Here is a 23,380-nt window from a genome sequence, read left to right on the forward strand (position 1 = left end):
CTGGATGAAGCAGGCAAAAGGCGACACATGAGAAGCCCCACTTTCAAGATGTAACAAACAAAAAGCCGGGTTCCTTTTAAAAAAGGAAAACCCGGCTTTTTCACGATTGAACAGGATTACCGACTCAAACTTTGAGCAAAACCGGTCCGCCATGTCGGATAAAGCGGCTCCCATCCATACTCGTTGAGAGCTTTGGCATTGGTAGCTCCCCGCTCGCCCCGGTTCGCACCTGGCTGATGAATCGGCTCAGGTGCGCCCAGCGCTTGGGCATACACCGCTAGCCATTCTGTTCCGGCTGCCGGCTCGTCATCCACGATGTTAACGGCGCCGGTCGGCCAGTCCAACGCGAGTACGGCCGCACGTGCCGCGTCCGCTACGTGCAGGAAAGACGTGATGCCATCGGTGGCCGGTAGTTTTTGCTCGCGAATGTTTTCTGCCATCACGCCTCCACGCTCATACCAAGTTCCTGGTCCATAAAACATGCCGTAGCGCAAAATCACATGTTGTGGGATTTCCGCAACAGCGTGCTCAAGTGCCGCAACTGCATCCACTGTTGATTTGCGCGGCATCGGCGCATGCACGTCGAGCGGAACAGTCTCGGCAGCTGGCCCATCCCCTGGTTCGTACGTCCATGCGATGCTTTGCGCGATCATCCGCTGAACGCCCACCGCCTTCGCCGCATCGACCAGATTACGCGTTCCTTCCACGCGGATTCTCGCGTTTTCCGCAAAATTCATTTCCCCCAGAGAAGTAAGCTGATGGATGACCACATCCGGCTGCACCTGCCGAAGTGCGGCTAACACCTCCTCCCGATCAAAAACATCGACGGTGAGCGCTTCTGCTCCCATTGCCTGAATCACGTCACGGTTTCGCTCGTTGCGAGTGGTACCGATTACCTCATGCCCTGCCTTTACCAATTGTGGCACAAGTAAACGCCCAATGACGCCCGCTGCTCCTGCTACGAATATTTTCATGGATATTCCCTCCTGTAACATTTCTCTTATACGAAAATGGCAAAGCAATTCATGCCACTCCCTCATCGAATAAGACAAAATAAGGGATATTTTTGTGACAACATGATGGTTGCTATTCGAAACAGGAAAATGAAGCTCGCAACAGAATTTCATAGTAAGTCGATTCTCTATAATCAACGAATACGCGAAGGAGCGATGGCGATGCCAAAAGAAATCTGGATCAATTTGCCAGTAAAGGATGTTCCGCGTTCCAAACGGTTTTTCTCCGAGATTGGCTTTGCACTGAACCCGCGTTTTGCCGACAGTGACGATAAGGCCAGCCTGCTCATCGGGGACAAGCATGTGGTCGTCATGCTGTTTCCCGAAGACACCTTCAAAGCGTTTACGGGAAATGACATTCCCGATACCGCCAACACCACGCAAGTCTTGCTTTCCATCGATGCACAAAGCAAAGAAGAAGTGGACGATCTGATCGACAAGGTTGTGAGTGCTGGCGGAACGGTGTATGCCAAGCCCCATGACCAAGGCTGGATGTACGGCGCGGGCTTCTGCGATCTTGACGGACACCGGTGGAATGTGCTGTACATGGATATGAGCCAGATGCCTGGGTGATAAGCAGGCGACAAACAGGGCAGGCACCTGATCGATGATCGGTACCTGCCCTGCTTCATTTCGCCCTTATTCACGTTCTTCTTTCGCTAACCGCACAATTGCCTGGATCGCAACTTCGATCTCTTTTTCCACCGCTCGGCTCACCGTCTCGGTATGCGGATCGTACTCATTCGCAAGATCTGCATCGGCATAGCCGTCGATAGCGAGAATCGCGCCTGCCCGCGCCCCGCGCAGCGATGCGACGACATACAGAGCGGCGATCTCCATCTCGACAGCCAGCATGCCTGCCCGCTTATACGCCTGATGCGGGAACTCCAGCACTCCGGCAAAAAACGCGTCATAGGTGACCGTCATGCCTTTTTTGACGATACCTTCTGTCGCAGATGCGATCTCGTACAACGCATCGACGATCTTGCTATCAGCTACTGCCGGAAAACCGGCAGGCACAAGCTGGCGAGTCAATCCTTCTTCCCGAGCAGCCGCCACGCTGACGATCAAGCTGCCGGACGGTGCTTCCGTCGTGTAGGAACCGGCTGTACCGACGCGGATCAACGTTTTCACACCGCCTTTGATCAACTCCTCAAAGCAGACGGCCGCTCCCGGCGATCCGACACCATGGCTTGCGACTACCATTTGCACGCCATCCCGCTCCCCGACAAACACGCGGTATTCACGGCTAAACGCGAGCTCACGCGCATTGTCCAGCTTTTCGGCAATCAGCTTGGCACGGCGCGGGTCCCCGCAAACGATTCCTTGTGCAGGCAAATCCTCAGCATTCACTTGCAAAATCGGCAGAAACATCGCTTAATCAAACTCCTTTTTCTCCCACTCGTCCTCAGGAATCGGCAGGGCTTCACCGGAGAAGCGCTGCTCTGCGAACGGATCGGCGTAATTGTGAAAGCCATTGCGCTCCCAAAAGCCAGGTCGGTCTTCCGTCATGAATTCAATGCCCCGAATCCACTTTGCGCTTTTCCAGAAGTAGAGATGCGGCACCACTAGACGCAGCGGCCAGCCATGCTTGGCATTGAGCGGTTCGCCGCCAAAGGAGTGCGCCAGCAAGATGTCGTCGCCCAGCAAATCGTTGAGCGGCACATTCGTATCGTAATCGTAGTCTGCATGGATCATCACATGCTTGGCATCAGGGCTGACGTTGACCAGCTTCAGCAGCTCTCTGAAACGGACGCCCTCCCATTCGTTGTCAAAGCGGGACCAGCGCGTCACGCAATGAATGTCGCACACCATTTTCGACTGTGCCAAGGCCATGACGTCGTCATACGATAGTGTCACTTCCTGTTCCACTGTGCCGAACAACCGAAGCGTCCACGTGCTCATGTCATACGTAGGCACGTCCCCTTCATGCAAAATCGGGAAACGCTCGGTCAAAACTTGCCCGGGCGGCAGGCGGTGCGCCAGCGCCGGATCGACGGGCGGCAGCTTCATCTTCTGGATGCGCGCTGCCTTATCGTGTTGTTTGCCGTTCATCGGTTTACCCTCCCGTTAGCGCGTGCTGCCGCTTGCGCCCGTTTTTCCTTTGAGCAAATTTTTGTCCTTGAAGAAGAACATCGCGATAACCGTCATCACGTACGGCATCATGAGCGTGAAGTGAGTCGGCATCGAGAGCCCTTGCAGGCGAATTGAGAAAGCGTCCATAAAGCCGAACAAGAGGCTCGCTCCCATGATGCCGAGCGGGTTGGATTGCCCCAGCATCATCGCAACCAGCGCGATGAATCCGCGTCCCGCCGTCATCCCTTCCGAGAACATCGTAACTTGTCCGAGCGACAGCTGTGCTCCGGCCAAACCGCAGAAAATGCCGCAGACGAGGACTGCCCCGTACTGCATCCGTCGGGTTTTGATCCCCATGCTCTGCGCCGCGACGAGACTTTCTCCAGTCGCCAGCAGACGGAAGCCAGTGACGGTGCGGAAATAGAAAAACTGGAGCACGACAACCAGGATAAACGCCAAAAAGACGAGCGGCGAATGTCCCGAAATCATATCGCCGAGAACCGGAATGTTTTTCAAAACAGGAATGCTCCATTGCGGCAATCCTTGCATGTCTTTGTCATAAAAGGCACCTTTGACATCAAAGACGATTCGAAGCAAATAGGTCGTCAAGCCGGTCGCAAGGAAATTGCTGGCGATACCGACGACGATCTCGTTGGCGCGCAAATTGATGGTCAAATACGCAAACAAGAGCGAGAACAGCAGCACGCACACGATGGCAAACAAGACGCCGAGCGTGACGCTTCCAGTCATATGGTTACCCAAGACAGCAGCGAATGCCCCAACCAGGATCTGCCCTTCCAGTCCCACGTTGAACAGGCCCACCCGCGCGCACAGCGATCCGCCCAAGGCCGCCAGCAAAATCGGCGTCACCATCCGGATCGTGGAATTGAGTAGCGAGAGATCAAACAGATGCTCCATCGGTTTTCCGCTCCTTTCTCCGCTTCAAGAACGCATACGAGAACTTTGCGGACACGAATAAAATCAGCACGGCTTGAATAACGCCGGATACTTCCAGAGGCACTTCCGTATTGCGCTCCATCCCCATTGCACCGGTTTGCAAGGCGGCGAGCAATATCGACGCCAATGCCGTACCCACCGGGTTGGAGTTGGCTAACAGCGTGGCCATCAGGCCTGTCCAGGCGTAGCTTGGCACAGTCAAAGCGCCGTCGATGTAGCGGTATTGCGCTCCCAGCACCTCAACCGTGCCCGCCAAGCCAGTCAAAGCACCGCTCGCAAACATGGACAACAGCATCACTTTCCCGCGATTTACGCCGCCATATGCCGCGAAGAACGGGTTTTGACCCAGCATGTTGACTTCATAGCCGAAAATCGTCCGACGGAACAAAAAGGCAAGTACGATAACCAAAATGATGGCGATCAAAAAACCGGCGTGCAGTGTCATGCCGTGGAACAGCTTCGGCAGCCACGCGCTTTTGTCGATCATCATGCTTTGTGCCATCGCCGCCGAACCGGTATTGTCCTTGAACGGCTCGGTCACCAAATATCCGGCGAATAGCGTGGCGATGTAGTTCATCAAAAGCGTGCTGATTAAGAGATCAATTTTGAATTTGACTTCCATCCAGGCAGCCAAGACGGACCAGATTCCGCCTGCGGCAATCCCGGCGAGTAACGCCCCCAGCAGCTTCACGATCCCCGGCCCCGGCAAATAAAGTGCCGTCAGGGCAGCTGCGATTGCACCGAGCACCATCTGCCCTTCCGCCCCCATGTTGAAAAAGCCGGCGCGGAACGCGAGGCAAATCCCCAGCCCGATCAAAATGATCGGCGTCGCCCGTGCCAATGTGCTGGTGAAGAAGTAAAAGCTGCCGAACGCGCCCTTCCACATCTCCCCGTACGTTTCCAGCACAGGCGCACCGCTCGCGGCAATCGCGATCGCTCCCGCGAGGAACCCGACCACTATTGCAACAATCGGATGAAGCAGGGAAGCAAAAAATGACCCTGTTCGATTCATCAATGCCCTCCTCCTGCCATTAACAAGCTGATTTCTTCTTCTGTCGCTGTCTGTGTATCGAGCTCGCCGACGATCTTCCCCTCATACATAACCAAAATCCGGTCAGACAAGGTCATAATTTCCGTCAGCTCGGACGATATAAGCAAAACCGCTTCGCCTTTATCGCGCTTTTGCATGATTTGCTGATGAATGAACTCCATCGCCCCGATATCAACGCCACGCGTAGGCTCAGCCGCAATCAAAAACGGTGTTTCCTGGCCAATTTCCCGGGCAACAATCACCTTCTGCAAATTTCCCCCGGAAAGGTTTTGCGCACGTTCGTGAATCGATTCTGTCTTCACCGCAAAGCTTTTTACCCATTCGCTCACCTGCTGGTTTAGCCGCTTGTGATCGAGGAATCCTGCTTTTTGAAACGCCGGCTTTCGGTAATGGCCCATCATAGCATTTTCCTTAACCGACGAATTCTTCGCCGCGCCCCACAAATATCGATCTTCCGGGATATGCGCTAACCCAGCCTCACGGATCGATCGCGGCGTGTTGTTGGTCATGTTTTTTCCTTCGAGCGTTACGGTGCCCCGATCCACTGGTAGAAGGCCGGTCAGCGCCTGGATCAGCTCGGATTGGCCGTTGCCAGACACCCCAGCAATGCCGACGATTTCACCGCTGTTGACGTGAAACGAAACATTGTCCAACAGCGGCTTCCCTGCTTCTCCGCGAACGAACAGCCCTTCCGCCTGCAAAATCGGCTTGCCCGGCTGTCGCTCCCGGCGCTTGATGCCGACGAGGTCGCGGCCTACCATCAGGCGGGAAATCTCTTCGACATTCGTGTCCGCCTTGTTCATCGTCCCAGTGATCTTACCGCTTCGCAGTACGGTAATGCGGTCCGCCACTTCCATCACTTCATGGAGTTTGTGCGTGATCAGGATGATGCTTTTGCCTTGGGCAGCCAAGCTCTTCAGCGTAACCAAGAGCTCACCCACCTCGAGCGGCGTCAAGACCGCTGTTGGTTCGTCGAGGATGATGATGTCCGCGCCGTTGTACAGCACTTTGAGGATTTCCACGCGCTGCTGGGTGCCGACTGGGCAATCGCCCACTTTTTTGTTCGCATCTACGGACATGCGGTACTTTTCTGACAATTCATTCACCGCTTTCGCCGCAGCGCGACGATCAAACCAGATCCCCTTTTTCGGTTCCTTGCCGATCACGATGTTTTCGGCGACCGTCCGGGACGGGAAAAGCATGAAATGCTGATGGACCATGCCGATACCGCTTTGAATCGCTGCCGCCGGGTTTTGAAACTGGCATTCCTTCCCGCGAATCCGAATGGTTCCGGAGGTCGCTTGTTCCATCCCGTACAGGATTCTCATCAGAGTGGTTTTGCCAGCGCCGTTTTCGCCAACGATCGCATGGATTTCCCCTTCATGCAGAGAAAAACTGACCTGATCGTTCGCGGTAAAGGTGCCATATTGCTTAGTGATGCGGTCCATCTCCAACAAAACGGTCATCCGTTCCTCATCCTTTCTTTGTTTAGACAAGAACGATTCATTGTTCTTGTCCTCCTTACGTGATTCATCGTTCTTGTCCTGTCTACGTGCAACCAGAAGGCGTTACTCTGTAAAACGTAAAGGAACCGACTGCCTGAGCGCAGCCGGTTTTCCTTCTATTTCCTATGGCGTTATTGCTTCAGCGGGTTAGTCACTGTGCGTTTGCCGGAGACGATTTCATCTTTGATCGCTTTTACTTTGTTGATGATGTCTTCACCGATGAACGCGTTCAATGGTGTTTTGGTTTCACGCGTGACATACGTTACGCCTACGCCATCTTCTTTGAGACCGTAATCGTACGTACCTTGCTTGTAGGTGCCTTCAACGAATTGTTTCACTGTATCGTAAGCGACTGCATCCGTACCTTTCAGCTGGGACAGGACGATATGTTCAGGGTCGATCGCGGTGCGGTCCACGTCTTGGCCGGATGTGTAGAAGCCTTTTTCTTTTGCTGCTTCAAATACGCCGAGGTCGCCTACAGCAGAAGCGCCGTTGATGAAGTCAGCCCCTTGGGAATGCTGCAGGATCGCCAATTCTTTCGCTTTCGCCGGGTCTGTGAAGCTGCCGACGTAGTTTACCAATACTTTTGCATTCGGATTGGTTGCTTTTACGCCTTCTTCATAGCCAACCGACCATTTTTTCAGGTTCGGGATGTCCATTGCCACAACGATACCGACTGTGTTTGTTTTGGTAGCGAGACCCGCTGCCGCACCAACCAGGTAAGCCGCTTCCTGCTCACGGAACACAACGTTGCGCACGTTAGGCAGATCAACCGTCGTATCGATGATGGTGAAAGGCTTGTCCGGATTTTCGGTAGCAACTTTTTTCAGCGCGTCCTCGGACTCAAAAGAAGAAGTGATGATCAGGTCGTAGTTTTCTGCAACAACTGCGCGCAGGTTTTGCTCGATAGCTGCTTGGTCAGTGGATTCGATCGTTTTTACGTCAACGCCGAAATCTTTACCCGCTTTTTTTACACCTTCATCCATTTGCTGGAAGAATGGGTTTACCCCGATTTTTTCAGGCAACACGAGCGCAATTTTCTTTTTCGCTTTTTGCTCCCCTGCCGGTTGTGCTGACGAGTTGTCTGCCGCCGGCGCCTTCTCTGTGGAGCAGCCTGCCGCCAATACCGCAAAAACGGACAGCGACATGAACAGTGCTTTCATCTTTTTCATTACGATCTCTCTCCCCTATTTATATCTTTTCTTATCGTGCGGACCGTTTTTTGCGCCATCAAACGCAAAACGGACCTGCACGGAATAGACGTTCATGCGAATCTTGATTTTTCTGATCGGAATAAACGGGTTTAAAGACGATCTAACCCTAATAAGGGTTAGCCTACTCGCCAATAAACACCATTATAGTTGATACTACTATTTTTTCAAGAGTGAAAAGAGCAATTTGTCGAAAAAAAACGAATGTTGGCAGTAAGTAAATTCATCCAGCTATGCTTTTTCCCCCGCCGTCATGTACGCATAGACACTTCGTCCGATCTTGGCCAATGTATCGAGAGCGGAGAATGGCTCGATATCTTTGGAGAGAACCGTGATGCTGACGCTTCTTTTCCCTGCGAACAAGATCCCTGCGTCATGCTGTCTGCCTGTATCCCAGCCTGGTTTGTGCGCCATTTCCCAGGGTGTCAGGCTACCGATCACCGGCGAGTCGGATTCAGGTAAATACGCAGGAAGACCGTTTCGCACCTGCTGCTTTTTCATGATCTCGATCATCTGCTGGCAGGCGTGATAGGAGATGTAGCTGCCGGTTGCGAGCGTTTTGAGCAAAGCGTTGACGTCTGCAGCCGTGATCTCATTCAGCCCTTCACGCTTGACCGGATAGACGCAGCATTTATTGAAGAAATGACTTTCTTTCATGCCCGTCTCCCGCATTGTCTGATTGATCGCGTCCGCCCCTACCAAATCGACCAGCATATTGGTCGCCATATTGTCGCTCTGTACGATCATCAGCGTGATCAGATCATAGATTGGCAGCACGATCCCCGGCGTCATATGCTGCAAAAATCCCGATCCCCCCACCATGTCCTCGCGCCGCAGCGTCATTGTGTCGCTCAGATTGAAGCGCTTCTCCTCGGCAGCTGCAAAGACCGCGGCCATAATCGGCACTTTAATGACGCTTTCCGCTAGAAACAGCTCACCCTCGTTGTGTGCCAAGCTTTTGCCTGTATCCAAATCTTCCACGAAAACGCCCCAGGTGCCCCCCGCTTTTGCCGTCAGGTCGATGATCGTTTCCTTCAGTTGGTCCATTTTGCGATCCTTCCTCTCTTTTTGTACTGGTTTTTGCCTCAGGAAGAAGTTTACTATTTAAATGCCGGACTATTCAATCAAAAAGGAGCGGGTGCTGAGGCTGGTCATGTACAGGCTGTGATAAATCCCCACATTTTGGGACAACATACTGACAAGATTATGTAAGCATGGAGGTCATTCTATGAGCTGGACTCTCATTTGGCAAACGGTTGGCGTTATTGTTTTCGGCACTCTCTTGCTGCGCATCGCTGGCAGGAAATCAATTTCGCAAATGACCATGGCCCAGGTGGTCGTTATGATCGGCCTTGGCACTTTGATCATCCAGCCGATCACTGGGAACGGATACTGGCCTACCTTTCTTTTTGCCGCGGTTTTAGTGTTGGTCATGATGCTGATAGAGTATCTCGAAATGAAATCGAATGCCTTTGAAACATTCATTACAGGTAAAGCGGTTATCGTTATCGAAGATGGGGAGCTGGTTGAGCAAAACTTGTCCAAGCTCAGACTTTCCGTCGATAAATTGGAAATGCGGCTTCGACAAGCAGGAATCGCAAACAGATCTGATGTTCAATGGGCCACAATGGAGGTAAGCGGTAATTTGGGATATCAATTAAAAACGGAAAAACAACCCGCCACAAAAGAAGACATCCAGCGCTTGATGGAGCTCCTTGAGCTAAAAGTTCCGGCAACGTTGGATCGGTCACTCGCTTCCGAGAATATATTTGCTGAGATCGTTAACGGCCATCAAAACTCTCATCCGCAAAAATTGCAGTAACAAGCTATACAATTTAGAAAGGAAGCCTCCCATCTGCAGGTGGCTTCCTTTAACGTATCGTCGCATCTCTTCCGCTTATCCTCTCAAAACGGCCATAATCCGCTCACACAGCTCCATCGTGCCGACATTGTCGCGGCCACTGGACAACGGGGCAACGCCCGCTTGACAGCATTGCATGAAATGCGCCATCTCGTCGACGAAGCCGCGCAAATGCAGGTCTTTAACCCCGCCCGACATAGTTGAGGCCGAATGTGTCAGAACCACCGTTTGCTCCGCAAGCGACTTCCACGAAGCGGCGGCAGACGGCTGCGCTTGATGAATCGTGACGGTTTCGATGTCCTCCGCGGATGCGTATCCATGGTCAAACGTGATCAGCAAGCTTTCCTTCTCCCGCGACCATGCGCTCATTCCCGCGAGGTACACGCTTCCGACTACGCCGCTTTCAAACTGTAGCGAAAGTGTATGGGAAACCGATGCGCCCTCGCTGTTGTGAAACCCGGCTACATGCGCCACTTCCCCGAACAAATAGCGAATAAGGTCGATCAGATGAATCGCCGCCAGTTTGAGAAACTGCTCGTCGTCGCGGCAAAACGGTGTGCTGTCCACCAGGAATTTGGCTTGGAACGACCGTGCTTGCCCCAATGTTTTGTCCGTCAGCAATTCCTTCAGTTTACGGTAGCAAGGCGCATACCGTTTCATGAAGCCGACCATTAGCGAGACGCCCGCTTGTTCGGCAGCTTCAGCGATTTGCGCTGCTTCCTCGGCATTCCAACCGAGCGGCTTTTCTACGTACACATGCTTGCCTGCCTTGATGCAGTCCATCGCTATTGCGAATTGATCGTCCGGCTGCGCCACGATTACAACGCCGGCGCACGCTTCTTGCTCAAGCATCAACCGATAATCGTCATAAGGTGTCCCGTTGCTTCCGAATCGCTGGAGGGCAGCCTTCGACCGATCGATGCTGCGGGTGGCTATTGCCTGGATCACTACTCCCGCTTCAATTGCGGCAGGCAAAATGTTGGTTGTTGCATGAAATCCGGCTCCTATGAAGCAAAGTGTAGGTTTTTGGTTCATGTGCTTCGCTCCTGTCATCTTGGCTGAAAATCGTTACTGCGGACTGAGCAGCCTCAGCATCGTGCTAGCGACCTCCACGTTCACTTCATGCGGCACGGGCTGCGGGCCTGTCGACATGTGGGCATGATGATTCACCAGATACAAAACGGACAGCGCCTGCAGCGAAAAGCCCAAATCCATCGTTTCCAACGGATTGCCTCCGCCTCCGGCCTGTGCCAAATTCAGCATTTCGCCTTTCGTCAGCAGCATGATCCGACGTCCGTCCGGCATGATGAACTGCTCGATATCGGCCGAGATTCGCTCCATGCAGATCGCCTCCGCCCGCAATGCAGCCAAATCGATTTCCCATGAGAAATGCCCTGCGTTGGCCAAAATGGCGCCATCCTGCATGTTGTCCAGATGCGCCTTGACGATCGCATTCGGACGCCCAGTAACCGTGATGAACACTTGGCCGAATTCCAGCGTGTCCTCCAAAGCTGCCACACGGAATCCGTCGAGCGCCGCTTCCAGGCCGACGATGGGATCGCGCTCTACCACGACCACCTGCCCGCCGAGATTGCGCAAGTACCGAGCGATCCCCCGCCCGCATGTGCCATAGCCGATGACAACGAATCGTCTAGTCGGTACAATCAGATTCGTCGTACGCATGAAGCCCTCGATGACGGTTTGTCCGACGCCATGCTCATTCTCAATCACTTTTTTCAGCGGACTGTCATTGATCACAATAACCGGGACCGGAAACGCGCCACGCAAATCCTCCCGCAGCAGGTTGGCCCCTGTCGTCGTTTCCTCCGTGCAGCCAATCAGCCCTTCAGTGCCGTAATGCTGGATCAACGTCCTGGTCAAATCAGCGCCGTTGTCCATCAAAATATTCGGCCTATGGCTAAGAACATGATGGATATTTTGCATATGCTCCTCGCGACCGTCTGCCTTTTGACCATAGACCATGATGCCTTCGTCCATCAGAGCCGCTGCCACTTCATCCCTCGTCGTACCCGGACTTCCCGTGACGACCATGCGTGCCCCGCCCGCTTGCAGCGCCTTGCACAAAATGGCTGTTTTCGGTTCCACATGCAGGCACATGCCGATCGTCAGACCGGAAAACGGCTTCGTTTGCTGAAAGGCCTCTGTTAGCTGCTGCAGCGATCTCATGTTCATCTGTGCCCAACGGATTGCCTTTTTCCCAATGTCGATGAATTCCTTACCCTGTACCTCGCTGGTCAATGCACGTCCCTCATTTCTCCATAAGATCACATCGTACATCGATGATAGCCCCGGAAAAAAGCAAAAAAAAGGACACGTGTCCTTTTTTGCATAAAGTGTATTTAAAATGAGGGACAACCAGCCGAGCTCTGGATCAGCCGCCTGCAATCGGTTTATTTGAACTGATCCACCACTTCCGCGAGCCGTACCAGCTGGTCCTGCACAATCATGATCTTGCCCTTCACTATGGACAGGTAGCCTTCTTCCTTCAGCTTCCTGATCGCCCGATTGACCGACCTGACGCTTGCACCCAGCCGTTCGGCTAGATGCTGGCGGTTGAGTGGAAGGAGAAATGCCCGCTTGTCCGCCAGCTCCGGCTGCGCCAACTGGATCAGAAGCGAAGCCAGGTTGAACAAAATCGAATAATACATGTTTTCACCGATCGATAAAGACCGGCTGTGCACTTTGGACGCAATTGTTTTGGCAACTTCCTTCGCAAACACATGGCTGTGCTCGAAGCAGGCGAGGAAATCCTCCCGGCTCATTTGCACGGCCAAGCAATCCGTCACGGATTCCACAGTGCATGCAAAAACGCCTTCGTCCGCAAGGATTTCCGTGTCTCCGATCAAGATGTATGGATTAACGTCGGTGAACGCGTATAGATGACCGCTATCGAATTCGTTCACGACCCGCATGGTGCCGGAGCAGAGAATATACACGCTTATGATCGGCTCGCCCTTTTTGCAGATGACGGTGCGGCTGGAGAATTTTCTCGCGAGAAAGTGGCTTTGGATGTCCACAGGTATGTCTGTCAGCATATATGCGAGCCACGTGTGTGTTTTAGTCCAATGGGCGAGCTGCATCTTCGTTCCTCCCTCGCTCGGCGCTTGATTTACTCAGGATCGTGCCAAACGACTTCTGGCACGTTCATTATACTACGAGAGGGAGGATGACGAACTCAGGTATTAATGTTCACCAGATGGCGACAAGTGCGAAACCACTTTTTTCCGAGATACGTACTCGACAAGAATACAGATTACAAGAATACCCAATAAAATGGCAGAAGCAATCTCTGTCCCATTCTCTAATCCAAGTCCACCTTTGTCATGCGGCTTAATCAAGTAATCCCCAAATGTCGCTCCAAAAGGACGTGTCAATACGAATGCTAACCAGAATAGAAGAACTCGACTAATCTTTGTTAGAAAATACGCGAGTACGATTACTACAATTAGCCCTCCTGTTATCATTGCGCCTTGAGCGATGGTGAGCCCTAATCCTTGTTCAAGGAAGTTTCCTCCGCCAGCTAGCTTGCCAACTCCTTCAGCACTGTGCGATAAAAAATCTCCTGCTGCTGTACCTAAAGTGTTAGAAATTAATATGGCAATCCAATAAAGCACTTCAACTCGTTTGGTTGCAATACTCTTCACATTTAATGTTGGTTCGGTGAAATACCAAAAAAGAAAGATTAGAATCAGCAAACTGATTAATAGGAGAGAACCCTTCATATAGCCTAAACCTAATGAGCGATCCATATAATCAGAAAATGCTGTACCCGCAAGGCTTGTAGACGTTATTACAGTCCAATAAACGGGAGCGATATATTTCTTGGCGAACAGTTGAATGGTTAAAAAAACCACAAAAACACCAATGAAAAAGAGAAACGGTATCAAATAATTATCTTCTGCTCCCGGAACCGTAACTAAATCACTACCGGTTTCTCCCAACGTTGTCGCAGCAATCTTCATAATCCAGAACAAAAGTGTAAGTTGGGGTATTTTATTAATGGATGAACGTACTACATCTTTAGCAGTTGCCATTTCGATTTTTTCTCCTCTCTGCATTGTGAGCGTGACCATTTTTTTCACTATCTATGAAATCACCTCTCTTTGAACAGTCATGCAGACATGCTACTATCTTAAAATTAAAAACAAATGAAATTCCCTAATCCCCTGATTCTGCATTCCCGGAGACAAAGAAAAACAGAGCCGTCACCAAAACGCTCATTCCGGTGACAGCCCTGTTTTTTTCCACAATATTAATCCAATTCCGCCTGATACACGATCTGCCCATCCATCACAGTCAGCACCACTTTTGCATCCTTGATGCCGTCTGCTGGTATGCTAAACAAATCGCGGTCAAGCACGGCGATATCGGCATATTTGCCTTTTTCCAGCGTGCCCAGCTCGTGCTCGCGATGGACGCCATATGCCCCGCCTAGCGTATAATAGCGGATCGCATCAGCGAGCGAGACCGCTTCCGCTTCATTCCACGGTACCTGTCCATAGTAATCCATCCGTGTGACGGCACGATGCAGCCCCAGCATCGGGTTGATCGGTGCAACGGGGAAATCACTGCTGAAGGCAAGCGTCGCGCCGGCATCCTGCAACATTTTACTCGTATAGCAATAAGGCGATTGCTCCACGCCGATCGCATTCAGATAACCATCGGCTGGCATCAGCGCCAGATGGATCGGCTGGATGGAGGCGATTGCGCCCAGCTCATGAAAACGGGAAAGATCAGCGGGATTGATGACCTCCACATGCTCCACCGCATGCCTGAGATCGCCGGTCTGATTGGCTTTTTTCGCTTCTTCAAAGGAATCGAGCGCAAGCCGGATCGCCCGGTCTCCAATCGCATGCAGGCGGACCTTGAAGCCTTCCTTGTCTGCCTCTGCTACCCACTTTTTGATATCCTCCTCGGGAAATGCAGGCTCTCCGTGCGAGTCCGGTTTGTCCCGATACGGCTCCAGCATATATGCCGTGTGGCCAGTCACAACCCCGTCGACGAATTGCTTCAGCCCGCTCATTTGCAGCTTTTCCGAGCGGAATTCATCGCGCAGACGCTTAGCACGCTCGATATCCCCATTCATCGGCGGATAAAAATGCAGGCGCGTCGTCAGTTTTCCGGATTCGTCGAATGCCTTGAACAAGCTATAATCATCCAGTGCCTCATTCGCCCGGCTCCCGTACAAATCGTCCACAGAGGTGATTCCGTGTTTGGCCGTGTGCGATAAGAAGCCTGCGAGCAACGCTTCCTGTTTTGGGCGGGGGAAGGCATACGCAATGGATGTGATGAGGGCCATCGCCGATTCGTGCAAAATACCGGTTACTTCCCCTTTTTCATCCTTTTCAATGATGCCAAAATCCGGTGCAGGCGTGGTTTCGTCGATGCAGGCCCGTTCGAGCGCACAGCTGTTGACCCATCCGTAGTGCGCCTCTACATTGAGAAGAAAAACGGGGCGATCGGGCAAAAGGCGATCCAATGAGCTTTTATGCGGGTCACGTTTGCTCTCCCATGCATTCCGGTCCCAGCCAAAACCGATAATCCATTCGTCTTCCGGGTGCAGATCGGCGTATTCCTTCACCATCGCAGCCGCTTCTTCCTCCGATTTGGCGTCGCCGAGCATCACGCAAAAGTTCTCGATCATACTGCCCAGCATGATATGGAGATGGGCGTCATGGAATCCGGGCACGATTAATTGATCGGTATAGACCAGCTCCCTTGTCCCTTCCCCTTGGTAGACACGGCTTTCCTCAATCGAACAAACATCCACGATTTTGTTTCCGCAAATCACAACAGCCGCTTCCTCTGGCTGATTTTGCAAGCCCGTAAATACTTTTTTGCCTTTTACAATCAAATCTGCTTTCATGTATATCGTTCCTTCCATGAGTATGAATTAGGCTGCATCGATTTCCATTTGTGGAGGTTTTCGTTTAAACCCTTTTGTCAGGACAAGCAGATAAACAAAACCGATGCAAAACCAGATGATCCCCAGAATAAGAGAATAGGAATCCAGATTAACGAGCAAATAAAGGTCCATCATCGTCCCGATGATCGGAAAGAGCAGGTTGCGGAACAGCGCCCAGCCTGTACGTTCTTTTTTACGGACGAAAAAATGAGTAATCACAGAAATATTCACACAACTAAAAGCGAGAAAAGCGCCGAAGTTGATGAGCGATGCTGCCGTTCCCAGCGTCATAAACAGCGCTGACAAGCTGATCGCGCTCACGAGCAAAAGATTGAAAATCGGCGTTTTCCAGTTTGGATGAAGGTAGGCGAACAGCTTCTTGGGCAGCACGCCATCGCGCCCCATCGAATAAAGCAGGCGTCCGACGCTGGCATGGGAAACCATCGCAGAGCCAAACGTGCCAGTCGCGATCATCACGATGAAAAAGGATGCCAAAAGGTCTCCGCCGACATATTGAATGATGACGAACGCAGCAGAATCGGGATCGGCAAATGACGTGTAATCGGGATAGACGAGTTGGGCCAGATACGATACGACAATGAAGACGAGCCCACCGACCAACGTCACGATCATCACCGCGCGCGGAAGCAACTTCTCCGGATTCTTCACTTCTTCCGCAAACGTCGTAACCGAATCAAATCCCAAAAAGGAAAAGCAAAGAAGAGAAGCGCCTGCCATGATTGCCGTAAAACCTGTTGTTCCTTGCTGGAAGAACGGCGTAATTGAGAACAGATGGAAGATGCTCTGATTTGTCGCGATGTGCCTGATCGACAAAACACAAAATGTCACGATAAATAGAAGCGCACAAGCATTGATCAGCGTATTAACATTCGCCGCCAGCTTAATTCCTCTGATGTTGATGAAGGTAACGAGCACGATCATCAGCAAAATCCAGACATATTCAGGCACCGATGGCAATGCCGCGTGTAAAAAGCTAGCAAAAATCAAGTAATTGACCATCGGGATAAATAAATAGTCAACCAAAATGCTCCAGCCAACCATGAAGCCGACCGATGGGGAGATCGCTTTTTGGGCGTACGTGTAGGCCGAGCCTGCAATCGGGAAAGCTCCCGCCATCTTTCCATAGCTAAGCGCTGTAAAAAGCATCGCGACTAATGCTAAAATGTAAGCAACGGGAACCATCCCTTGCGTCAGCTGGGCAGCAATGCCATACGTGCTGAACACTGTACCGAGCGCCATGAACGAGATGCCGAATAGGACTAGCGGTGCAAGAGTCAGCGAACGTTCCAAGCGAGTGTTTTCCAATACGTATTCCTCCTCTAAGAATGTAAACGGTTTCGCGTTTCCTGACTCCATAGTAGAGTGAAGACTTATCTATAGGGCAATCGCCGATTTTGGACGTTTTTCAATAAAAGCACGGAGTATACTCCATGGAGGCGAGGACATATGAAAATCGGATTGTTTGCCAAAAAATTCAATGTTTCTATCGATACGATCCGCTATTATACGAACCTCGGATTTTTAATCCCAGTGAAAAAATACGCCTATTATGACTATGACCAAACGTGTGAAGATGATATGACGTTTATTACTCAATTGAAATCTCTTCACTTTACGTTAAATGAAATCGGCGGCATCTTGAAAATCAAACGCGTGACCTTGCTGAGTGACCTGGAGGATCTGGAAAATTTCGTACAGCTCCTGGATACCAAGAAGGAAGAGCTGCGCCGGGAAATTGCCAATCGCTATGAAGCCATCGCAAACATCGACGCAATCATCGATACTGTCCATCAAAAAAAAGAAGAAGAAACCGAAACCGGCATCTCCATTTCGTTCCTCCCTCTGCTTCGCTGTCCCGTCTGTTCAGGTTCACTTCAATTGAAAAACGCCCGCATTCACGGAGAGTCGATCATGGATGCTGACGTGACCTGTTCATGCGGCTTTCAGGCCGAAATTGCAAGCGGAATTCTGTATGCCCCCAATCTAGACAATTCGATTCAAAACAGAGCCTACTTCTATGAACCAAAAACGTTGGGTGAAGTAAGCACCGAATTGATAGAGCTGATGACCAAAAGCGGGCTGTTTATTTATCAACGGCTGAAAAGCTATCCGCTGGCAAACAAGGTGATTCTGGAGCCCAGCATTGATACATTTGTAATGCTGCCAAAATTCCTGCATTTGCTTCAAGACGACGCCATGTATATTTTTTGCGGCAGCAAACGGGAAATGGTAGAGAAACTGAAAGGAAAGCTGACGTTCATCAATCCCAAGCTAAAGGTTCTGTATATCGTAAACACGTCGCTGCATTTGCCGATTGCCGACCAATCTGTCGACTATATCATCGACAGTCTCTCCTTCAACGATTACTCCCTGTTCAATCCAATTTTCCCGCTCGCCAAGCTAAATCGGCATTGCAAGGAAGACAGCACGATTATCGGGATTTATTCTTACTACAAGAATGGCGCGAAATCACTGCAAAAAATGCGAGAGCTCTACCCAGAGGCCTACCCACTGAACTCGGAAAAGGCGTTTATCGAAACCCATATCAAAACTTGCCAGTTTGACCTGGTTGAAACGGTACCCATCGGAGATACCACCCAGCCAGGCATCTACATCGAGCATCACATCGGAGATGAACGCTTGTTTCTAGAGGGATACATTGCAAAAAAACAGCGCGATTTCTGAGAATCACGCTGTTTTTTTGCTTACGCCCCAAGGCACTCATTTTGTCCAATACACGGCAACCCATCCTGGCAAATAGTTGCCGTAATAGCCGTTTTCTCCCGTCACGTTGCGCAGCAGTTCACCCTCCTGTGATGCCCCGCTCTTCATATACAGCGATCCGCGTTCGGCGCTGTCTAGGCGCAAAAAGAGCATTGTCTTGCCATCAGGTGAAACGATCGGCGCGTAATCCGCCGTGTTCGCCGGACCTGTCGTTACGGCATGCGCTTTTCCATCCGCCGTCCGCTGCCAAATCCGTTGCCCCGGCACCAGGACGCGCGTCGAATCGTAGTTCCCCATCCATGACAGATTTTCTTTCCCTTGCTCAAAGCACAGCGTGCTGCCTGCCGCATTGCCCCATTCCGGCTGCAAGGAGAGAAGCTTCTCTTCCCCTGCTTGTGTCGGGCGGAAACCGGTGCGGCGCTCAGCGATCATCAGATGCTTGCCGGTCGTCGCCTCGCGTCCGCCTCCTTCCACGAATGCGAGCCGGCTGCTATCAGCAGACCATGCCAGCCACTGGTTGTACGCGAGTGATCCGCCCAGCTCGATCCGCTTCGCCGGCTGCTGCAGATCGAGAAGCATTAGCGAGACACCGTCTGCCGCAAGCGACGAGGAATTGGGCAGCTGGTAGTAAGCGGCATAGCGCCCATCAGGCGAAACCGCCATACCCGCCGCCTGTCTCATGTAGATCACGTCATTTGCCGTCGGCTTCTCGCCAATGCCAAAGCTTTTCGCGACATTGCCAGCCAAGTCCATTTTCACAAGTCGCGGCGGCACCCCGACGGTCGCTGGTGTCGCAACCAGCAGCGCCTTGCCGTCCGGCATCCAGGTGAAATCGCCTGCATTCACCTGATCGATCCGACTCTTTGCCGTCACTTTGCCAGCGCTGATGGTTGCGATGGTAAGCTGTGTCTGATTGTGCCCTTTCGGATTATTTGTCGCATAAGCGAGCTGCAGCGCGGTCGGCGACCATTTTGCCGTTTGGTACACCGGCATCGTCTCGATCGGATAAGCCCCCGTGCCATCCGCTCTGACTACCCACAAGACCGGATCCGAGCTGTACCGATCCTCGGTCTTGTATTGCTTGTACATCAGCCACTCCCCGTTGTACGACCATCCGACAATCTCCACGGTTCCTTGCGTTGTCACCTGCTTGGGAGCGGCTCCCTTTGCTTTTGCGTCCATTACCCACAGGTGATTTTGATTGGTGAAGGCGATGCGAGCGGGGACGGATTCTGCCGCCACGCGCTGCGGTGATGCTTGCTGTTTCGATGCGTTTGGCTTGGAGGCGGCTGCTGGTTTTGCTAGTGCTGCGCTCGGTGCCGGTTTCGTGGATGCCGCGCTCGCTGCTGGTTTCACAGGCGCTGCACTCGCCGCCGGTTTCACAGGCGCTGCACTCGCCGCCGGTTTCACAGGCGCTGCACTCGCCGCTGGTTTCACAGGCGCTGCACTCACCGCTGGCACAGGCACATTGCTCGCGACAGACGCATCCGCAAAACTCGAAGTCCCGACAGCCGCAGTCATGGCAAGAATCGAAACAAATGGAATTACACCGCTTTTCTTCATCCTGATCTTCCTCCATCAATGTACGATCATTCTGGTTTTCGCATAGTAGACGTCTGAGCCCTTGCAATGTTACAGCTGCGATTTTACAAGTTCAAAAATTAGGCAGCGTACGTTTCGTTCTAGCGTTTTTTCACAGCGAGCAGCCTTTCGTTTTGCACAAAAAAACGGCATGATTCCCAGGAATCATACCGTCTATCCATGTACTTAACGAAGAATAAAGAAATAAAACAACACCGCAATCACAAACCGATAGTACGCAAATGGCGTCAGCTTGAAACGCTGCAGCAGCTTCAGGAAGCTCACGATCGCGAACATTGCGACAACGAATGCCGTGATAAAGCCTGCAATGAAAAAGCCCAAATCATCCATCGACAGGTTTTGGTAGCTTTTCAGCAAATCGAGACCGCTCGCCCCGACCATCACTGGAACGGCGACGAGGAACGTGAATTCAGCAGCCGCTTTGTGCGTGGTCCCAAGCAAAAGTCCTCCGGCGATCGTCGCGCCAGACCGTGAGAAGCCTGGCCACAATGCCAGACATTGAAACAGACCAATTCCAAAAGCTTGTTTATAGCTGATCTCATCGAGCGATTGCGCTGTTGTCCGGCGGGGAAGCTTTTCTGCGACAATCATGAGAATCCCGCCTGCAATCAAACCGATGAGCACTGTTTGTGCACCGAATAAGTATTGCTTGATTACGCCGTGAAGCGCGACGCCCAGCACGCCTGCCGGAATCATCGCCAAAATGATGTGGAGCAGGTTCAACCGCGGCCGCTTGACCCGTTGACGCTCCCAGCCCAGCACGCTCAGGAAACGGCGCCAGTACAAGACGACGACAGCCAGAATCGATCCAAGCTGAACAACGATCTCGAATGTTTTGGCTTTTTCATCGGTGAAATTTAACAGATCAGCCGTCAAAATCATGTGGCCGGTAGACGATACCGGTAAAAATTCCGTGAGTCCTTCGACCATCCCCAGGATAATGGCTACCCAGTAATGCATGCTACGCCTCCATCTCTTTTCTTTCACATTGGTTCTAACATTCTACTATCGAATTGAAGCAGAAATATGGAATAGCTCAATCCACCTTCTACATTATGATGGGGACACTCGTTTTTGGCAATTGGCTTTTTCAAGGCACGAAAATGCCCCGATTTTCCAATAAGGAGCATCGGGGCATGTCAGCGGTATGCGATTGCTTATTTCAAATCGAACAGCCGGATCTTAGGTGCGTGCAAAATCTGGTCGTATGTCAATGTGTCCGGGTATCCGGTCAAGTCCGCGATGACCAGGTTTTCTTCAACCTTTTGATTCATCGGTTCCGATATATAGACGCCGCATTTCGGACAGTCTACCGCAGGGATTTGCAGGATACGCAGCGTACGTTTGCCATCTGGCATCGTCCAGTAGCAATCTTGCGTCGATTCAGTTGTATGTGTTTCATTACACCATTGGCATTCCATCGTATGATAACCTCCCTGTTTGCTCACGCGCATTGCTAGAAGAAGTAGCAAGGAGCATGCCAAACGAGAAATTCCCGAGATTCATGCATCGCAGTGCGTTCATGCCATCCATCAACGCTGAATATCCGGCAGTTTTGTGCCTGATTTCCGGCACTAAACAGCTTTTGTAAACGACTACCTGCTCTTCACCAGCAGCTCGACCGCTTCTTTGATCACCTGGTCAGGATCATTGCCCTTTTCCAGTTCTTCGCGAATGCACGCTTGCAGATGGTTGCCGATCACAAGTCCGATAGACCGGTCGATCGCGGTGCGGATTGCGGACAGCTGTGCGACGACCTCCCGGCATTCTTTGCCTTCCTCCATCATTTTCAGAACACCGCGTACTTGTCCTTCTGCGCGGCGCAATCGATTTTTTACATCCGTACCATATTCAATCATCAGCGGCCCCACCTTTTTTGCAGACTCTACGTTCTTCCCCTCTTTTGCCTAGCTTCTCTAGTCAGCCTTGGCCAAGAGCTCCTTCTCCCGTGCAGCGGCAGCATATGTCTTGTAGCCGCCATCGACATTTTTGACAGCAAAGCCGTTCTCAACCAAAATTCGTGCTGCTTGGTATCCGCGTAGCCCTACCTGGCAGGAGACATGAACGGTTTGGTTTTTGGGCAGGTCGCATAAACGTTCGCGAATTTCGCCCAAGCCGTCGGCGACGTTGGACGCGACACACCCAGCCAGGTTCTATTCTACCAATATACCCCTAAGGGTATTATTAAGAGGACAGGAAGAAAAGTCAAGAAACGATCTGGATTCTTCCGACGATTCGACGAATGTGACAGGTATACACCACGGACGGGTGCAAGTAGACTGAAGGGGAATCGCAACACCTAGGTGAAAGCAAGAAAAGTTTTAGACTGCTCCATTGAACTATCGAATCCCGTTAGCCACTCAAGCAGCGCTGCTCATCAGGAAAAGTGCTGTAATGATGGCGGAGTTATACCTATATCCACTATTCTGAGTGAATAAAACAATGGACATAGTTTTATAGACATGATTTCTCCTTACTGTACAAGCAAGCTGATCAATTTTTCTTTAAATAATTGATTATTAATCGTTTTGCAAACTTTGGCATTAGGGATGTGCCCTGCAAAGCCATCTGATATGGCAAGCTTACTGCCGTCATTGATAATCACTTGACCGTAGGCAGCAGCTTCTATTGTGCAGACATAACAGTAACACAATTTGTCTTCAACTACGATTTCATCCCAAAGTACAACACCCATTGCTACAGCATCAGGCAAGTCAACAATATGCTCATTACTTCTTTGTATATTGTATTCGAGCAAGGAACGGTTGCATCTTACGGAGAACTCGGCTTCCGACTTGCCACTCGATAGAAGCACATCCATATCAGCCTTATTCAAAGCAGCTTCTCCTAAACATACGTCAAATCCAATGATCGTAATAGGTATACCTGAGCACAACATAATACGATAAGCCTCTGCATCGACATACACATTAAATTCAGCAACAGGTGTAGTATTCCCGGGTCCGAAGCCGGAAGTGCCCATGGTATAGATATGTTTGACAAGTTTCATCGTTTCAGGCGCTTTTAATATGGCAAGGGCAATATTGGTAACAGGACCTATGGTTACAATTTCGATTTCTCCAGGGTTATTCTCAATGATCTCCAAGATCGCATCTACGGCATGCTTAGTCTCCGGCAAAAGAGTAGGATGAATTAAATCACAATCTCCCATACCATCTTCGCCATGAACATTCACAGCCGTAACTAAATCACGCATCAGCGGTTTGGCTGCTCCAACATAAAGAGGCGGCTTTTGAGCGTTAGCAACCTCGATGGTCATCAGTGCATTCTTTGTTGCCAATTCCAGCGGGACGTTGCCGCAAACGGTTGTGATTGCTTCCACTTTCACATCCGTTGATTTCAGTGCCATAATTAATGCTACGGCATCGTCGCTTCCGGTATCTGTATCAATAATAATTTTCCTCATAAATAA

23 protein-coding genes are annotated in these 23,380 nt (G+C 51.3%); 3 read left to right on the forward strand and 20 right to left on the reverse strand.

Annotated elements, in window-relative coordinates:
- Positions 1–116 precede the first annotated feature (116 nt).
- Positions 117–974: an NAD-dependent epimerase/dehydratase family protein gene (locus EDM56_RS11210; protein WP_122917990.1), complete on the reverse strand. Its 858-nt coding sequence runs from the start codon at positions 972–974 to the stop codon at positions 117–119.
- Between the two features lie 201 nt (positions 975–1,175).
- Here EDM56_RS11210 and EDM56_RS11215 point away from each other — a divergent pair, with 201 nt between their 5' ends.
- Positions 1,176–1,586: a VOC family protein gene (locus EDM56_RS11215; protein ID WP_122917991.1), complete on the forward strand. Its 411-nt coding sequence runs from the start codon at positions 1,176–1,178 to the stop codon at positions 1,584–1,586.
- A 66-nt stretch (positions 1,587–1,652) separates the two neighbouring features.
- Here EDM56_RS11215 and EDM56_RS11220 read toward each other — a convergent pair whose 3' ends face one another.
- The 7 genes from EDM56_RS11220 to EDM56_RS11250 form a co-directional block, all read right to left on the reverse strand.
- Positions 1,653–2,387 carry a nucleoside phosphorylase gene (locus EDM56_RS11220; RefSeq protein WP_122917992.1) on the reverse strand — a complete coding sequence of 245 codons (735 nt, stop codon included), beginning with the start codon at positions 2,385–2,387 and terminating at the stop codon, positions 1,653–1,655.
- Between the two features lie 3 nt (positions 2,388–2,390).
- A complete protein-coding gene (locus EDM56_RS11225) occupies positions 2,391–3,068 on the reverse strand; it encodes a sulfite oxidase-like oxidoreductase (protein WP_425456295.1) in 678 nt (225 codons plus the stop codon).
- Between the two features lie 15 nt (positions 3,069–3,083).
- Positions 3,084–4,007, reverse strand: a complete 924-nt coding sequence (locus EDM56_RS11230; protein ID WP_122917993.1) for an ABC transporter permease — start codon at positions 4,005–4,007, stop codon at positions 3,084–3,086.
- Complete coding sequence (locus EDM56_RS11235; protein ID WP_122917994.1) at positions 3,991–5,058, reverse strand: ABC transporter permease; 1,068 nt, start codon at positions 5,056–5,058, stop codon at positions 3,991–3,993. The genes EDM56_RS11230 and EDM56_RS11235 overlap by 17 nt, the downstream gene beginning before the upstream one ends.
- A complete protein-coding gene (locus tag EDM56_RS11240; protein WP_122917995.1) occupies positions 5,058–6,563 on the reverse strand; it encodes an ABC transporter ATP-binding protein in 1,506 nt (501 codons plus the stop codon). The genes EDM56_RS11235 and EDM56_RS11240 overlap by 1 nt, the downstream gene beginning before the upstream one ends.
- A gap of 170 nt (positions 6,564–6,733) precedes the next feature.
- The gene (locus tag EDM56_RS11245; protein WP_122918276.1) at positions 6,734–7,765 is read right to left on the reverse strand and encodes a BMP family lipoprotein; all 1,032 of its coding nucleotides are present in this window, start codon (positions 7,763–7,765) and stop codon (positions 6,734–6,736) included.
- Positions 7,766–8,044: 279 nt separating this feature from the next.
- On the reverse strand, positions 8,045–8,860 hold the full coding sequence (locus EDM56_RS11250; RefSeq protein ID WP_122917996.1) for a serine hydrolase: 816 nt from the start codon (positions 8,858–8,860) through the stop codon (positions 8,045–8,047).
- A gap of 181 nt (positions 8,861–9,041) precedes the next feature.
- On the opposite strand from EDM56_RS11250, the gene EDM56_RS11255 reads away from it, so the two are divergent.
- Entirely contained in the window at positions 9,042–9,635 is a 594-nt protein-coding gene (locus EDM56_RS11255; protein ID WP_122917997.1) for a DUF421 domain-containing protein, read from the forward strand.
- 75 nt (positions 9,636–9,710) lie between these two features.
- Here the strand turns inward: EDM56_RS11255 and EDM56_RS11260 are convergent, their stop codons facing one another.
- The 6 genes from EDM56_RS11260 to EDM56_RS11285 all read right to left on the reverse strand — a co-directional run bounded on the left by EDM56_RS11260 (position 9,711) and on the right by EDM56_RS11285 (position 16,926).
- Positions 9,711–10,709 carry a Gfo/Idh/MocA family protein gene (locus EDM56_RS11260; protein WP_122917998.1) on the reverse strand — a complete coding sequence of 333 codons (999 nt, stop codon included), beginning with the start codon at positions 10,707–10,709 and terminating at the stop codon, positions 9,711–9,713.
- Between the two features lie 33 nt (positions 10,710–10,742).
- Complete coding sequence (locus EDM56_RS11265) at positions 10,743–11,972, reverse strand: adenosylhomocysteinase (RefSeq protein ID WP_122918277.1); 1,230 nt, start codon at positions 11,970–11,972, stop codon at positions 10,743–10,745.
- A gap of 113 nt (positions 11,973–12,085) precedes the next feature.
- Positions 12,086–12,775, reverse strand: a complete 690-nt coding sequence (locus tag EDM56_RS11270; RefSeq protein WP_122917999.1) for a Crp/Fnr family transcriptional regulator — start codon at positions 12,773–12,775, stop codon at positions 12,086–12,088.
- A 102-nt stretch (positions 12,776–12,877) separates the two neighbouring features.
- On the reverse strand, positions 12,878–13,729 hold the full coding sequence (locus EDM56_RS11275) for a COG4705 family protein (protein ID WP_122918000.1): 852 nt from the start codon (positions 13,727–13,729) through the stop codon (positions 12,878–12,880).
- Positions 13,730–13,947: 218 nt separating this feature from the next.
- On the reverse strand, positions 13,948–15,561 hold the full coding sequence (locus EDM56_RS11280; RefSeq protein ID WP_122918001.1) for an amidohydrolase: 1,614 nt from the start codon (positions 15,559–15,561) through the stop codon (positions 13,948–13,950).
- Between the two features lie 27 nt (positions 15,562–15,588).
- Entirely contained in the window at positions 15,589–16,926 is a 1,338-nt protein-coding gene (locus EDM56_RS11285) for an APC family permease (RefSeq protein WP_122918002.1), read from the reverse strand.
- A gap of 141 nt (positions 16,927–17,067) precedes the next feature.
- Here EDM56_RS11285 and EDM56_RS11290 point away from each other — a divergent pair, with 141 nt between their 5' ends.
- Positions 17,068–18,306, forward strand: coding sequence for a MerR family transcriptional regulator (locus tag EDM56_RS11290; RefSeq protein WP_122918003.1), 1,239 nt, complete (start codon positions 17,068–17,070; stop codon positions 18,304–18,306).
- A gap of 36 nt (positions 18,307–18,342) precedes the next feature.
- Here the strand turns inward: EDM56_RS11290 and EDM56_RS11295 are convergent, their stop codons facing one another.
- From EDM56_RS11295 to EDM56_RS11320, 6 genes are all read right to left on the reverse strand, one after another.
- Complete coding sequence (locus EDM56_RS11295) at positions 18,343–19,908, reverse strand: TolB-like translocation protein (protein ID WP_122918004.1); 1,566 nt, start codon at positions 19,906–19,908, stop codon at positions 18,343–18,345.
- A 204-nt stretch (positions 19,909–20,112) separates the two neighbouring features.
- Complete coding sequence (gene bacA / locus EDM56_RS11300) at positions 20,113–20,907, reverse strand: undecaprenyl-diphosphate phosphatase (RefSeq protein ID WP_122918005.1); 795 nt, start codon at positions 20,905–20,907, stop codon at positions 20,113–20,115.
- A gap of 197 nt (positions 20,908–21,104) precedes the next feature.
- Positions 21,105–21,368, reverse strand: coding sequence for a YokU family protein (locus tag EDM56_RS11305; RefSeq protein ID WP_183192393.1), 264 nt, complete (start codon positions 21,366–21,368; stop codon positions 21,105–21,107).
- Positions 21,369–21,542: 174 nt separating this feature from the next.
- Positions 21,543–21,803, reverse strand: coding sequence for a metal-sensitive transcriptional regulator (locus EDM56_RS11310; protein ID WP_122918278.1), 261 nt, complete (start codon positions 21,801–21,803; stop codon positions 21,543–21,545).
- 60 nt (positions 21,804–21,863) lie between these two features.
- The gene (locus EDM56_RS11315) at positions 21,864–22,061 is read right to left on the reverse strand and encodes a rhodanese-like domain-containing protein (RefSeq protein WP_425456296.1); all 198 of its coding nucleotides are present in this window, start codon (positions 22,059–22,061) and stop codon (positions 21,864–21,866) included.
- Between the two features lie 359 nt (positions 22,062–22,420).
- Entirely contained in the window at positions 22,421–23,374 is a 954-nt protein-coding gene (locus EDM56_RS11320) for a nucleoside hydrolase (protein WP_122918007.1), read from the reverse strand.
- Positions 23,375–23,380: the final 6 nt, after the last annotated feature.

This window comes from Brevibacillus fluminis (assembly GCF_003710825.1).
GTDB lineage: Bacteria > Bacillota > Bacilli > Brevibacillales > Brevibacillaceae > Brevibacillus_D > Brevibacillus_D fluminis.